The 14,054-nt window shown below is 61.7% G+C and carries 14 protein-coding genes; 10 read left to right on the forward strand and 4 right to left on the reverse strand.

Going from position 1 to position 14,054, the window contains the following annotated elements:
* Window positions 1–89: 89 nt before the first annotated feature.
* Window positions 90–971 (reverse strand): DMT family transporter, encoded by an 882-nt coding sequence (locus FJW03_RS07750; protein WP_140767031.1) that lies wholly within the window; start codon window positions 969–971, stop codon window positions 90–92.
* A 178-nt stretch (window positions 972–1,149) separates the two neighbouring features.
* On the opposite strand from FJW03_RS07750, the gene FJW03_RS07755 reads away from it, so the two are divergent.
* On the forward strand, window positions 1,150–1,656 hold the full coding sequence (locus FJW03_RS07755) for a hypothetical protein (protein ID WP_140610115.1): 507 nt from the start codon (window positions 1,150–1,152) through the stop codon (window positions 1,654–1,656).
* A 59-nt stretch (window positions 1,657–1,715) separates the two neighbouring features.
* On the opposite strand, the gene FJW03_RS07760 is transcribed toward FJW03_RS07755, so the two are convergent.
* The gene (locus FJW03_RS07760; RefSeq protein ID WP_140767030.1) at window positions 1,716–3,044 is read right to left on the reverse strand and encodes a DNA polymerase IV; all 1,329 of its coding nucleotides are present in this window, start codon (window positions 3,042–3,044) and stop codon (window positions 1,716–1,718) included.
* A gap of 65 nt (window positions 3,045–3,109) precedes the next feature.
* Between FJW03_RS07760 and FJW03_RS07765 the strand changes: the two genes are divergently transcribed.
* Window positions 3,110–3,691, forward strand: coding sequence for a GNAT family N-acetyltransferase (locus FJW03_RS07765; RefSeq protein WP_140610113.1), 582 nt, complete (start codon window positions 3,110–3,112; stop codon window positions 3,689–3,691).
* Between the two features lie 93 nt (window positions 3,692–3,784).
* Entirely contained in the window at window positions 3,785–5,344 is a 1,560-nt protein-coding gene (locus FJW03_RS07770) for a hypothetical protein (protein ID WP_140767034.1), read from the forward strand.
* A gap of 49 nt (window positions 5,345–5,393) precedes the next feature.
* Here FJW03_RS07770 and FJW03_RS07775 read toward each other — a convergent pair whose 3' ends face one another.
* Together FJW03_RS07775 and FJW03_RS07780 are read right to left on the reverse strand one after the other, a co-directional pair.
* Window positions 5,394–6,047: a hypothetical protein gene (locus tag FJW03_RS07775; RefSeq protein ID WP_140767029.1), complete on the reverse strand. Its 654-nt coding sequence runs from the start codon at window positions 6,045–6,047 to the stop codon at window positions 5,394–5,396.
* The gene (locus FJW03_RS07780) at window positions 6,044–6,343 is read right to left on the reverse strand and encodes a DUF3572 domain-containing protein (protein WP_140767028.1); all 300 of its coding nucleotides are present in this window, start codon (window positions 6,341–6,343) and stop codon (window positions 6,044–6,046) included. The genes FJW03_RS07775 and FJW03_RS07780 overlap by 4 nt, the downstream gene beginning before the upstream one ends.
* Before the next feature lie 244 nt (window positions 6,344–6,587).
* Here FJW03_RS07780 and FJW03_RS07785 point away from each other — a divergent pair, with 244 nt between their 5' ends.
* From FJW03_RS07785 to FJW03_RS07815, 7 genes are all read left to right on the forward strand, one after another.
* On the forward strand, window positions 6,588–6,959 hold the full coding sequence (locus FJW03_RS07785) for a response regulator (protein ID WP_006334976.1): 372 nt from the start codon (window positions 6,588–6,590) through the stop codon (window positions 6,957–6,959).
* 33 nt (window positions 6,960–6,992) lie between these two features.
* Complete coding sequence (locus FJW03_RS07790) at window positions 6,993–8,366, forward strand: PleD family two-component system response regulator (RefSeq protein WP_140610110.1); 1,374 nt, start codon at window positions 6,993–6,995, stop codon at window positions 8,364–8,366.
* Window positions 8,367–8,877: 511 nt separating this feature from the next.
* On the forward strand, window positions 8,878–9,612 hold the full coding sequence (locus FJW03_RS07795) for a FadR/GntR family transcriptional regulator (RefSeq protein WP_140767027.1): 735 nt from the start codon (window positions 8,878–8,880) through the stop codon (window positions 9,610–9,612).
* Window positions 9,609–10,796 (forward strand): PLP-dependent transferase, encoded by a 1,188-nt coding sequence (locus FJW03_RS07800; RefSeq protein ID WP_140767026.1) that lies wholly within the window; start codon window positions 9,609–9,611, stop codon window positions 10,794–10,796. The genes FJW03_RS07795 and FJW03_RS07800 overlap by 4 nt, the downstream gene beginning before the upstream one ends.
* Before the next feature lie 29 nt (window positions 10,797–10,825).
* Complete coding sequence (locus FJW03_RS07805) at window positions 10,826–12,103, forward strand: ABC transporter substrate-binding protein (RefSeq protein WP_140697028.1); 1,278 nt, start codon at window positions 10,826–10,828, stop codon at window positions 12,101–12,103.
* A gap of 178 nt (window positions 12,104–12,281) precedes the next feature.
* A complete protein-coding gene (locus FJW03_RS07810) occupies window positions 12,282–13,205 on the forward strand; it encodes a carbohydrate ABC transporter permease (RefSeq protein WP_140697030.1) in 924 nt (307 codons plus the stop codon).
* Window positions 13,205–14,053 carry a carbohydrate ABC transporter permease gene (locus tag FJW03_RS07815; protein WP_140697033.1) on the forward strand — a complete coding sequence of 283 codons (849 nt, stop codon included), beginning with the start codon at window positions 13,205–13,207 and terminating at the stop codon, window positions 14,051–14,053. The genes FJW03_RS07810 and FJW03_RS07815 overlap by 1 nt, the downstream gene beginning before the upstream one ends.
* Window position 14,054 lies beyond the last annotated feature (1 nt).

Genomic DNA, 14,054 nt, shown 5'->3' on the forward strand with positions numbered 1-14,054 from the left:
CTTTGCCAGGCGGCCACCCATCGGGCGGCATCCGCCGCTTATATCACAGTGATCGGTAAGAAGGCCGCGGACAAGTTCCACTGATCGGCCTACGATGCCGCCACTTCAGCCGGCTGTATCGGTTTGCGCTGCAGATTGAGCAGGTTTCCCATCAGGATGAGCAGCGCACCGCCCGCGGTGAAGGCGTCGATCTGCTCGCTATAGAGCAGCCAGCCAACCAGTGCCGACAAGGGGACGCGCAGGAAATCCATGGGCGAAATGACGGTGGCGTCGGCGTAAGTGAGCGCGCGGGCCATGCAGAAATGCGACGACATGCCGGTGAAAGCGATCAGCAGGATCCATGGCCAGAGTTCGAGCTGTGGAGTGCGCCACACGTAAAGCGCCGGGAGGAAGCCGAGCACCGACTGGATGATCAGCATCCAGAAAATGATGCGCACGACACTGTCCGTGCGCGTCAGGGATTTGACGAGAACCAGCGAGACGCCGAAACAGACCGCGGCTCCCAGCACGACCAGATGCCCCGGATCGATGGCGTCGACACCGGGACGGACGATGATCACCACGCCGATCAGCCCCAGCACGACCGCCGCAAGCTTGGGGCGGTTCAGCCTTTCGCCAAGGAAGGTCACGGCCAGGATTGCCGTCCAGATCGGCGTCGTGAATTCGATCGAGATCAGCACCGCCAGCGGGATCAGCGTCAGCGCGTAGAGCCACGCCGCCTGACCGCTGTAGTGGACGACATTGCGGGCGATATGGGCGAGGGGACGCTGCGTGCGCATTGCCGCAAATCCGCCTGTCGTCATCACCAGCGGCAACAGGATGAAAAAGCCGATCACCGAACGCAGTTCCAGCACCTGGAAGACGTTGAGCTCGGCTGTCGTGGCGCGGCCGGCGACCGACATCGCCAGGAACGAGGCAATCGACAGCGCCATCCAGAACGCAGCCTTGGGGATCGAAGGGGTGGGTGCCATGTCAGCTATCTCGCAGGCGGTGGCTGACGGAGCAATCGCTAGCCGCCCCATTCTTCTGGTCCAGTTGCGGTGGTGCCGGTCCGAAACGGTCGCGTCGCAGACGGAACTTGATGCCGGAAGGGGCGTTGAGACGTGGGGTTCACCTGATGGATGACCACACCTGAGGAGGAGAGCTTCGATGATGTCACCAGCGCGATTTGTGCTTTGTGGGTGCCTGCTGGTCGCTACCAATGCGGCATATGCGGACGAAGGCAAATTTCTCCAGTCCTTTAAGGGGAATTTCGCCGGCAAGGGGGCTGTCCAGGTGACGACAGAGGCACCGACCGTCAGCGTTTCCTGCACATTCAAATCGGATTCGACATCATCCTCGTTGTCGCTCGACGGCAACTGCCGCGGGCTTATCCTGATGAGCCGCGCCATCAGCGCGCATCTGAAAACCAGTGGCACCAGATACAGCGGCGTCTATGTGGGATCGCGCACTGGTCCGGCGCAGCTCAACGGCAGCCGCTCCGGCAATGCGATCAACCTCGCTATCCGCTGGGCCAAGCCGGTCAATGGCAACAGCGTTTCGCAATTGACCGTGGAGAAAAAAGGCACCGACGGCATTCTGTTGACCGTCACCGACCACGATCCCAAAACCGGCAAGAACGTGGTGACCAGTCGCATCGATCTGAAGCGCACCTGACGGGTGCGTTGGATATTCAGGTGGTGTCTGACCTGAATCTCTATACATCATATGCAGCGTCAGTCCTCGAGCGGCTCCGGCGGGTGGGCATCGCGGCCCCTGCCGAATGTATAGCCGGTTTCCACCGCCTTGCGGCCAAACTTGTCGCGTAGCGCGTCGATGGCGCCTTCAGCCATGGCGCGCTTGCGCGACTGGAGGTCGACGAGGTCAGGCGGGTCGGCCTTGTCGTCGTCGGAAAGGTCGCTGACGCCGATGCCGAGCAGCCGGTATTTCGTGCCGTCCGCTTCCCTGCGCAAAAGGTCCACGCCGGTCGAAAAGATGCGGTCCGCGAGCCTTGTCGGGTCGCCGAGCTGGCGGTTGCGGGTGCGCAGTTTGAAATCCTGGGTCTTCAGTTTCAGCACCACGGTGCGGCCGGCGATGCCTGACTTTTTCAGCCGCGCCGAGACCTTTTCCGAAAGGCCCCTCAGCACCGAGACCAGTTCTTCCAGCGATGCGATGTCGGTGTCGAAGGTGGTTTCGGCCGATACGCTCTTGGCGTCCTGGTCAGGGTCGACGCGGCGGACGTCCTCTCCGCGCGAAAGCCGGTAGAGCCGGTCACCCATTGAACCATAGCGGCGCATCAAGTCGCCGCGCTCCATCCTTTGAAGCTGGCCAATGGTGCGGATGCCGTCGCGCTCCAGCGTAGCGTTGAACGCCTTGCCGACTCCCCAGATCATGCTCACCGGCTGCGGCGCCAGGAAGCCAACCGCCTCGGCCTCTCCGATGACGGAGAAGCCGCGCGGCTTGCGGAAATCCGACGCGATCTTGGCGAGGAACTTGCAGTAGGAGAGACCGGCCGAAACCGTGATGCCGATCTCCTTCTCGACGGCCTGCGCAAAGCGCGCCAGCACCACCGCCGGCGGCAGACCGTGCAACCGCTCGGTGCCGGCGAGGTCGAGAAATGCCTCGTCGATCGACAGCGGCTCGACCAATGGCGTCAGCGCCTGCATCATGGCGCGCACTTCGCGGCCGACACGCACATATTTTTCCATGTTGGGCGGGATCACGACGGCCTCGGGGCAGGCCTCGAGCGCCTTGAACATCGGCATGGCGGAGCGCACGCCCCGGATGCGGGCAATGTAGCATGCGGTGGAGACCACCCCGCGCTTGCCGCCGCCTATGATCAGCGGCTTATCCTTGAGCGCCGGGTTGTCCCGCTTTTCGATCGCCGCGTAGAAGGCATCGCAGTCGATATGGGCCAGATGCAGCCGATAGAGCTCCGGATGGCGGGCAAGACGGGGGCTGCCGCAGCCCTCGCAGCGGCGCGTTTCGCTGCGCTGAAACGTCAGGCAGTCACGACAAAAACCGTGATCAGGATTGTTGACAGGGGCCGCCATTGCTGCGAACATAAAGAGAACAGAAGCAATGGTACGACAGTGCAGGGCCAGCGACAAGCTTGGCCTGGGGAGAACGTATGAGCACGATCATAGTACCGCTGACGCCAGAGCTCTGGCCTGAATTCGAGGACCTTTTCGGCAAGCAGGGCGCCTGTTACGGCTGCTGGTGCACGCATTTCCGGCTGGCGCCGGCGGCGCGGCGCGAGAGCAGCCGCGAACGCAACAAGGACCACATAAAGGCGCGCATCGAGGCCGGCCCGCCGCCCGGCCTGCTGGCCTTCGAGGATGGTAAGGCGGTGGGCTGGATGCAGATCGGACCGCGCGCCGACGTGCCCGAATGGAACAACAAGGGCAGGGGCTCGGCACCGATCGATCCCGCCGATGCTTCCGATCCAGCCGTTTGGGCGATCTCCTGCTTTTTCATTCGCGCCAAGGCGCGAGGACGGGGCATCACCCACCAGCTCGTCGAAGGCGGTGTCGATTTCGCCCGCAGAAGCGGGGCACGCCTTGTCGAGGCCTGCCCGATCGACCTGTCCCGCGATTCGCGCTCGATCGGGCTGTTCGTCGGCTCGTCGCGCGTGTTCGAAAAGGCCGGATTCGAGAGGCTCGTCGAGCGCAAAGCTGGCCGGCCATTGATGCGACTGGTGTTGGGCGCCTGAATATCGCTGTCTTGCAGTTGTGATTGTATTTCCCTACCAGAAGTACGAACAGATTTTTGCCTTTCGACCAAACGGAGAGTTGCCGTGACCCGTATGTTGCCAGTTGCCCTTACCGCGCTCCTGCTCAGCGCGCCCGCTTTCGGCCAGACCGTCGACAGCCAAGGCGCGAAGCAATTGTCCGATGACCTGTCCCGCTATGTTGGTAAACAGGCGCTCGACAAAGGCATCCTGAAGGTTTCGGTCGAAGGCAACGCCTACAAGATCGTTTTTGATTTCAAGGCTCTGGCCGGGACATTTCCCGACCAGAAGCTGATGAAATTCGACTTTGCGCCTTACGCCCTGCTGGTCAAGCCGCGCAGTGACGGGTCCTGGGATGTCTCGATGGATTTTTCGCAAAGCGCATCTTTCGAGTTCAACGGGCCCGAGGGGCTGCAAAGCACACAGTTTTCGATCAAGGACGGCAAGGGCAGCGGCGTCTATGATCCGAAACTGGCCGCCTTTACCAGCGGCGCCAGCTCGATCGCGAGCATGACGATGGCATCGAAGGACGCCAAGCAGCAGATCGATATGAGCGCCGGCGCGGGCACCGCGACCCTGTCCGCGACCAAGGCGGCCAATGGCGGCGTCGATTTCACGACGTCGCAAAAAATTTCGAGCTTCGTCGAAGCGATAAAATACAATGATCCCAAGAGCGGGCTGAATTTTCCGGTCACGATAAAGTCGCCGGAATTGTCGGTGGAAGCCAGCGGCAAGGGCGTGCAGACCAAGCCGCTGCTCGATCTCCTGGCATTTGCCGTGGCCAATGAAGACGAGAAGACGCTGAAGGCAAACCAGGCGCAACTCAAGTCGCTTCTGCTCGCCGCGCTTCCGGTATGGGAGCGCATCGATGGCACGTATAGCTTCAAGGATTTCGCGGTCGACAGCCCGATCGGCACTTTCGGGGCGACCCAACTCAGCGCCGCTTTCGGTACCGACGGCGTCTCCCAGAACGGCAAGATCAGCTATGGCATCAAGGCTTCAGGGCTGACCGTGCCGCAGCAGCTTTTGCCAAGCTGGAGCGTGGCGCTGCTGCCCACCGATATCGACCTGAATTTCGGCGGCGCGAATATCGATCTCGACAGCATGGCAAAGAAGGCTATCGAAGCCTTTGATCTCAATCACAAACCGCCGTTGTCGACGGAATTCGGCGACCAGCTCAAGGCCGACTTCCTGGCCAAGACGCCGAAGGTCGTTATCGATCACAGCACCGTCAAGAACAAAGACATGGAGATCGCGCTGGAAGGCGAGATGACAAGCTTCGGCCAGAAACCCGACGCGAGTCTCACTGTCGATGTCGCCGGCTTCGACAAGATCATGGCGCATCTGCAGGAGGCCGCAAAGGCGCAGCCGGAGATCGGGCAGTACGTGCCTGTCGCTCTCATGGCGAAGGGTTTTGCCAAAACGCTGCCGGATGGCAAGTTGGAGTGGGTTATCAACACCAAGGCTGACGGCTCGGTCGCTGTCAACGGTGTTGTGCTGAAGCCTGCCGATCCCGCAGTGGACGATAGCGTCAATGACGGTAACGGCGCGGATGATGGCAACGGCGACGATAATGGCGGTAGCGATAATGGCGGTAACGACAATGGCGGATCAGGGGCGAAACTGAACCCTTGAGGGTTCAACCCTCGATCCCGAAACCAAAGTCACTTTTGGGCGATTTGCCTTAGAACCCCAGCGCGCCCGCGATCTTCGGCCCGGCTTCGCGCCAGTCCTGGACGACAATGACATCGCCCAGGACTGGCGGCAGGAACGCACGCAGCGAATTGTCGGCCATCAGGTGGAAGAGATTTGCGTCGGCGACCGATTCCCGCACCGACGCCAGATTGTGCGGCTGATCGTCGACGAAAACCACCGGCCTGCGGCTGCTGCCGCGCAGCCTCGCCACCGCTGGTCCCTTGGCCATTTCAGTGGTCAGCAGCGGGTAGTTTAGCCCCAGGGCATCGAGATGGGCCCGGCGCACGGCACGATGCTTGTGCGGCATGGCCGTCAGCATGACGATCTCGGCGTTGTCGCCAAGTCTTGCCAAAGCTTCCACGGCACCGTCGGTGATGCTCTGCCAATCGGCTTGCGCATCGAAGAAATCGCCCAGAAGGGCCGTGACTTCCGGCTGTTCGATCAGGCGGCCGCTGGCCGTTTCGGCGATATTGCCGGTCAGCCGGAAGGACGCCAGTGTCAGGCCATAGCCGCGCGCCTTGAGGAAATGCGGAAAGGGGCGGATGAATTCGAGCACGACGTCGTCGACGTCGAGCACCAGCAGCGGCCGGTCGTCGGCCGCCAGTTCCTCGATCTGGCGCGCGGTCTCTGGATCATCGCTCATATGGAACGCTCATGGTTGTCGTCGCCGAGCGGCAAGGCGCGCAACGCCTTGCCCACGGCTGCCGGCGGCGTGCCGGTTTCCTCGGCAAAGCGCATCAGGGTCGGCTCGTGGGCGAGAATGAACTGCAGGACGCCAGCCAGGAATCCCGGCTCGCCGGCGGCCTTTCGGATTGAATGCGCCTCTATTCCGGTGATCGCCAGAAAACGCGGCAACAGCTCCGGATCGGAGGCAACGAAGCCCAGCGCCTTCACGGCAAGCGTTTCCGCCTCTTCGCGCATTGACGTCGCGTTTGCCATCACTACCTTCGGTATGCGGAATGAGTCTCTTCCGCAGTAATGGCAAGAATTGTTTGCGGCAAGCTTTTAGAACGCGGCGCGCCTTTTCGACGCGCGGGAAGACGGGTGGAAATCGCGCTGCTTTGCAGCCATAGGTTTCCGTTTCGTCAATCAAATTGCCGTATGGTGAAGCAGGGTTTGGTGCGCTCAAGGAAGAACGCATGACGGCTGCCTTCGAGCGGAGGGCGACCGGGACGGGATGTCGATGCCGAAGAAGGTCATGATCGTCGAGGACAATGAGCTCAATATGAAGCTCTTTCGGGACCTCATCGAAGCAAGCGGCTACGAGACGGTGCGTACTCGCAATGGTCTGGAGGCGCTCGACCTTGCCCGCCAGCATCGGCCGGATCTCATCCTGATGGACATCCAGTTGCCCGAAGTGTCGGGTCTGGAGGTGACCAAATGGCTGAAGGAAGACGACGATCTGCACGTCATCCCGGTCATCGCGGTGACTGCCTTCGCGATGAAAGGCGATGAGGAGCGCATCCGCCAGGGTGGCTGCGAGGCTTACATCTCGAAGCCGATCTCCGTGCCGCGTTTCATCGAAACCATCAAATCCTATCTGGGCGATGCCTGACATGCCTTTCCAGCCGAGCCGGAGCCTTGTGAAATGACCGCGCGGATCCTCGTCGTCGACGACATCCCTGCCAATGTGAGGCTGCTGGAGGTCCGGCTGCTGGCCGAATATTTCGAGGTGCTGACCGCCACCAACGGGCCCGATGCGATCGAGACCTGCGAGAACGGCAAGGTCGACGTGGTGTTGCTGGACGTCATGATGCCCGACATGGATGGGTTCGAGGTCTGCCGAAGACTGAAAAGCGATCCGGCGACGTCGCACATCCCGGTGGTGATGATCACCGCGCTCGACCAGGTGTCCGACCGCGTGCGCGGGCTGGAAGCCGGCGCTGACGACTTCCTGACCAAGCCCGTCAACGACCTGCAGCTGATGACGCGGGTCAAGAGCCTGGTCAGGTTGAAGTCTCTGACCGACGAGCTCAGGCTGCGCGCTTCGACGACCCGCAACATCGGCATCGAAGAGTTGCTCAGCCGCAATTTCGCATCCGAGGACGCGACGCCAAAAGTGCTTTTGATCGACGAGCGCAAATCGTCGGTCGAGCGCATCGAGAAGATGCTGCGCGACCGTGCGGACCTTGACGTCACCGCCGATCCGCACGCCGGTTTCTTCCAGGCCGCCGAGACACCCTACGAATGCGTGATGATCTCGACGGCCTTCGCCGATTTCGATCCGCTCAGGCTCTGCTCGCAGTTGCGCTCGCTCGACCGAACCCGTTTCGTGCCGATCATTCTGCTGGCGGAGGAGGGCGAGGAGGAGCGCATCATCCGCGGCCTAGAACTCGGCATCAACGACTATCTGATGCGGCCGATCGACCAGCAGGAACTGACGGCACGGCTGCGCACCCAGGTGCGCCGCAAGCGCTACAACGATCAATTGCGCGCCAGCGTCACCCAGACCATCGAGATGGCGGTGACGGACGGCCTGACCGGGCTGCATAACCGCCGCTATCTCGACAGCCATCTGCAGACGCTGTTCGACCGCGCCGTGGCGCGGCGCCGGCCGCTGTCGGTGATGATCACCGATCTCGACCGCTTCAAGTCGATCAATGACGCGCACGGCCACGATGGCGGCGACGAGGTGCTGCGGGAATTCGCGCGGCGGCTGCGCAAGAACGTCCGCGGCATCGACCTCGCCTGCCGGTTTGGCGGCGAGGAGTTCGTGGTGGTCATGCCGGACACCGACGGCGCGGTGGCCGAGAAGGTGGCCGAACGCATCCGCGCCGAAATCGCTCAAAAACCATTCGCCATCGGCGCCGACGGCAAAACCATCGAGGTCACCGTCAGTGTTGGCGTGTCGTCGGTACTGAAGGGCGTAGATACGGTGGCGGCTCTGATGAAGCGCGCCGATCTCGCGCTCTATGAAGCCAAGAGTGGCGGCCGCAACCGTGTTGTCGCCAAGGCGGCGTAACGGCCCATGCTCGATTATCCATGCGCTCCCGACAGGGTTACCCGTTTACCTTAATCCAAGCGATTCGCGAGCCTTGGTTAAGAAAGTGTTGATTTTCATAAGCTCTTGCGCAAGTGTGCTGGTCAAGACGAAGCCGGCACGAGGGTAGATAGCCAGCTCGATCTCTCGAATACCCCATGATGCTCAGGTCCGCCGCATCTCCTGGGTCCGTGGGGTCGGCCGGCCGGCGCTGGCACATAGTGGCCTCCTCGTACCGCTGCCAAACGCCGACCGGCCCCCTTTGTTTCAAAACGGACTCAAGACTCTGTACCAAGCCCCAATATCAGGGGCTTTTTTCATGCGCGGAAAATCTGACCAACCCTTCCTGAACTATGACGCTTCATCCGATGAGGCTGTTTGCCACTCGCCGACCGTGCCTCTCGCAGACGTTCGACAGCCTCCTGACAGGCGATTGACAGGGGGTTTTTTCTGTGCAGAAATTGGTTGGACCATTGGACCACTTGGAGGATGTGTGGACCAGAACAGCCTGCCACCTATCCAGACGACGGCGCGCGACGACGCCGTGCTGAAGGCTTTGGTGGGGTTTGTTCGCGCAGAAGCCCTGCAGCCCGGCGAGCGGCTGCCGACAGAGCGTATTCTGGCCGAGCGGCTGAAGGTCAGCCGCAACACGGTGCGCGAGGCGCTGACGCGGTGGGAGGGGCTTGGCCTGGTCGAGCGCCGGCAAGGCAGCGGCACCTATCTCAAGGCGGCCGTATCACCCGACATGCTGCATTTGCCGTTGACGCTGGCGGGCGGCAACGACTTCACCAGCCTGATGAGGACGCTGGAAATCCGGCGCGCGCTGGAAGCGGAAGCGGCGGCACTCTGCGCCGAGCGGGCGAGCCCGGCCGACATAGCCGAGATCGAACGCAGGCTCGACATCATGGAGCAGGCGTTTCGCAGCCGTGACGGCATGTCGTCGGAAGAGGACTGGGAATTCCATCAGGCGATCTACCGGGTTTCGGGCAATCCGCTGTTCGAACAGATCATCGCCGCCATGCACGAACTGTTCCACAGTTTCTGGGAGCATCCGCTCGGCGTGCGCGATTTTGGTCATGCCAGCTTTCCCTACCACCGCACCATCTACGAGTGCATCGCCGCGCGCGATCCGCAAGGCGCCCGCGCCGAGGCGCTCAAGCTGATCGCCACCGTTGAGGACGATCTCAAACGCGGTGCGGCCAAACTCAAATTTCCGAGCCAGACATGAATGAGCATCCGACCGGTTTCGATCACGATTATCTTACCGAGGCGGCGACGCTTCTGGCGCATGACGAACCGTTTCCGGGCGGCGCGGTGGTGCCGCCGATCTATCAGACGTCGTTGTTCACCTTCGCCAATTATGCCGAAATGGCCGACACTTTTGCCGGCAAACGAAAGCAGCCGATCTATTCGCGCGGCGACAATCCGACGGTGATGGAGTTCGAGACGCGCGTGGCCGCGCTCGAGGGCGCCGAGGCCGCGCGCGGCTTTTCCAGCGGCATGGCTGCGATCAGCGCCACCGTGCTTGCCTTCGTCGGAGCGGGCGAGCGCATCGTTGCGGTGCGCAATTGCTATGGCGATGCCTACCGCCTGTTCGAGCGGCTCCTGCCGAGGCTCAACATCAAGGTCGACTATGTCGACGGCTCCGATCCGGATGCGGTCGCGGCGGCTCTTCCCGGCGCCAAGCTGCTCTATCTGGAAAGCCCGACCTCGATGATGTTCGAGCTGCAGGACCTGCCGCACCTGACCCGGCTGGCCAGGGAGCAGGGCATCGTCACCACGATCGACAATTCCTGGGCGACGCCGGTGTTCCAGAAGCCGATCTCGCATGGCGTCGATCTCGTGCTGCATTCGGCCTCGAAATATCTCGGCGGCCATAGCGACACCGTCGCCGGCGTCGTGGCGGGTTCCGCCGCTCACATCAAGCATATCAACGAGCAGACGTACTCGTATCTCGGCGGCAAGCTGTCGCCGTTCGAGGCGTGGCTATTGCTGCGCGGATTGCGGACGCTGCCGCTGCGTTTGCCGCATCATATGAAGAGCGGCCTCACAATCGCCGAGCGGCTGAAGGCGCATGGCAATGTCGAGCGGGTCAACCATCCCGCCTATTCGAACCATCCAGGCAAGGCGACGCTGGCCGGCTATGCCGGCCTGTTCTCTTTCGAGGTGACGGACGATATCGACATCCCCGTCTTCGTCGATGCGCTGAACTTTTTCCGCATCGGCGTCAGTTGGGGCGGTCATGAGAGCCTGGTCGTGCCGGCCAAGGCGTCGCTGGAGCAGACGCCAGGACTGAATTCGATGGCGCGCTTCGGCGTCAGCCCCCGAACCATCCGCTTCAATGTCGGATTGGAAAGTGTCGAGGACCTCTGGGCCGATATCGCCCAAGCCTTCGAAAAAGCCAGAAAATAACAAGCGGGTTCAAAATGGGAGTCTTGAACATGAAAAAACTGACCGTCATGCTTGCCACCGTTGCGGGGCTGGCGATTTCCGCCGGAGGCGCGTTGGCCGATTCGACCCTCAAGATGGTCGAAGTCATCACCAGCCCGCCGCGCACCGAATTCCTGAAGAAGCAGATCGCCGAATTCGAGGCTGCCAATCCCGGCGTCAAGGTCGAGCTGATCTCGCTGCCCTGGGGACAGGCATTCGAAAAGTTTCTGACCATGGTGCAGGCCGGTGACACGCCCGACGTGGTCGAGATGCCGGAACGCTGGATGGGCCTCTATGCCAACAATGCCCAGCTCGAGGATCTTGGGCCCTACATGGCCAAGTGGGATGACGCCAAGACGCTCGGCGACCGCGCCAAACAGTTCGGCTCGACCGTCAACAACACCCAATTCATGATCCCTTACGGCTACTATGTGAACGCGCTGTTCTGGAACAAGAAGCTGTTCAAGGAAGCCGGCCTTGACGGCCCGCCGGCCACGCTCGACGAGTTCGTCGCCGACTCCAAGAAAATCTCCGCCATCCCGGGCAAGTACGGCTACTGCCTTCGCGGCGGGCCGGGTGCCTTCAACGGCATGCACATGTTCATGAACATTGCGGCCGGGAAGGGCGGCTATTTCAACGAGGACGGCACCTCGACCATCAACGAAGAAGGGTCGGTCAAGGGCCTGCAGATGCTGGCCGACATGTACAAGCAGGGCCTGGCGCCGAAGGATGCGGTAAGCTGGGGTTTCAACGAAACCGTCACCGGCTTCTATTCCGGCACCTGCGCCATGCTCAACCAGGATCCGGACGCGCTGCTCGGCATCGCCGACAAGATGAGCGCCGACGACTTCGCCGTGGCGCCGCTGCCGGTCGGACCAAGCGGCAAATCCTATCCGACGCTCGGCTACGCCGGCTGGGCGATGTTCGCCAACTCGCAGCACAAGGACGATGCCTGGAAGCTGATGGCGACCCTGCTGTCGCCAAAGGACAATCTGGAATGGGCCAAGGAAGTCGGCGTCATCCCGATCCACAATGGCGCCGACCAGGACGCTCATTTCAAGACCGAGCAGTTCAAGGGCTGGTTCACGGAACTGAGCGACAGCTCCAAATATGAGATGGTGACGCCGCCGACGCATCTGGAAAACCTCGGCAATTTCGTCGACCAGGTGGCGATCAAGAACTTCCAGGAAGTCTTGCTTGGCCAGAAGACGGCTAAGGAAGTCGCCGACCAGTGGGCAGCCTTCCTGACCAAGGAACAGCAGGACTGGCTGGCGAAGAACAAGAAGTGACGCCCTTCTTCCTTCTCCCCGTGACACGGGGAGAAGGTGTCACGAAGTGACGGATGAGGGGCAGCGCCAGAGCCTGCAAAGTTCGCGCAGCCCCCATCTGCCTGCCGGCATCTTCTCCCCGTGAACGGGGAGAAGGAAGCTGTTGCACGTCGGCACCAATCTTCCACTGCGAGCGCCAATGACCTATGCCGTGTCCGAAATACGATCCGCCGGCCGGCCGCGAAAGAAGCGGCTCTCCTACGCGACGATCGAGCCCTGGCTCTATCTCAGCCCGGCGATCATCCTGCTGGTCGTGGTGCTGCTTGTGCCGCTGGTCATCGGCATCAGCTATTCCTTCCGCAAGTTCTCGGCCTTCAAGTCGGAATATGTCGGGCTCGGGCAGTATCAGGCGATGCTGTCGGACCAGGTGCTTGGACAGGCTTTGGTCAACACGCTGTGGTGGACGGTCGCCAGCCTGTTCTTTCAGTTCTTCCTCGGCCTTGGCCTGGCGCTGCTGCTCGACAAACCGTTCTGGGGCCGCAAGGTGGTGCAGGCGCTGGTGTTTCTCCCTTGGGCCGTGCCGTCCTTCCTTTCGGGCCTGACCTGGGCGTGGCTGTTCAACCCGATCATCGGTCCGCTGCCGCATTGGCTGTTCGCGTTGGGGCTGAAGGCCGAGCCGACCAACGTTTTATCCGATCCCTCGACAGCCATGTGGGGGCCGATCGTCGCCAATGTCTGGTTCGGCATTCCCTTCTTCGCCATCACGCTTCTGGCCGCGCTGAAGTCCATTCCATCCGAACTGCATGAGGCTGCGGCCATCGACGGCGCTTCGCCGTGGCAGCGCTTCACCAAGGTGACGCTGCCGTTCTTGGCGCCGACCATCGCCATCACAGTGATGCTGCGCACCATCTGGATCGCCACATTCGCCGACCTGATCTTTGTCATGACGGAGGGCGGACCGGCCGGATCGACCAATACGGTGCCGGTCTACATCTATGTCAGCGCCTTCAAGTCGCTGGACAAGGGTTATGCCTCGGCGGTCGCCGTTCTGCTGCTCGTCCTGCTCATCGCCTATGCGATCGCGCTGATCGCCATCCGCCGCTCCCTGGTGAGGCACGTCTGATGATCGCAGGACGCTCACCCTCGCAACGCTTCTTCGGCGGCATCGGCCTCTACGCGGCAATCGCGGCCTACGTGATCTTCGCGCTGTTCCCCATCTACTGGACGCTGAAGATCTCGGTGACGCCGGAAAGACTTCTCTATTCCGAAGGCATTACCTTCTGGCCGTCGCAAACGACGCTGCAGAATTTTGCAACCGTGCTCGAAGCCACCGATTTCCCACGCTACTTCCTCAACAGCGTCATCGTCTCGGTCTCGACGGCGGCATTGGTGACAGTAATCGCAACGCTCGCCGGCTACGCCATGTCGCGCTTCACCTTTCGCGGCAAGGCGGCACTGGCTCTCATGTTGCTTTTAACCCAGACCTTTCCGCTGGTGATGGTCATTCCACCGATCTACCGCGTCATGGGCCAGATCGGCCTGATCAACAGCCTGACCGGGCTGATCATCATCTACACGGCCTTCAACACCGCCTTCGCCACCTTCCTGATGCAGTCCTTCTTCGACGGCATCCCGAAGGATCTGGAGGAGGCCGCGATGATCGACGGCTGCACGCGGGCTCAAGCCATGCGCCGCGTGATCGTGCCGCTGACGCTGCCCGGCATGGGCGCCACGCTGGGCTTTGTCTTCACCGCCGCCTGGAGCGAGCTTCTGTTCGCGCTGATGCTGATTTCCAGCGACGACCAGAAGACCTTCGCCGTTGGCCTGCTTACGTTCATCGGCAAGTTCGCCGTCGACTGGGGGCAGATGATGGCGGCGTCCATCCTGGCGCTGATCCCGGTCTGCATCTTCTTCGCCTTCCTGCAACGCTATCTCGTCACCGGCCTGACCGCCGGCGCCGTCAAAGGATAGA

The sequence above is a fragment of the Mesorhizobium sp. B4-1-4 genome (assembly GCF_006439395.2).
Taxonomy (GTDB): Bacteria; Pseudomonadota; Alphaproteobacteria; order Rhizobiales; family Rhizobiaceae; genus Mesorhizobium.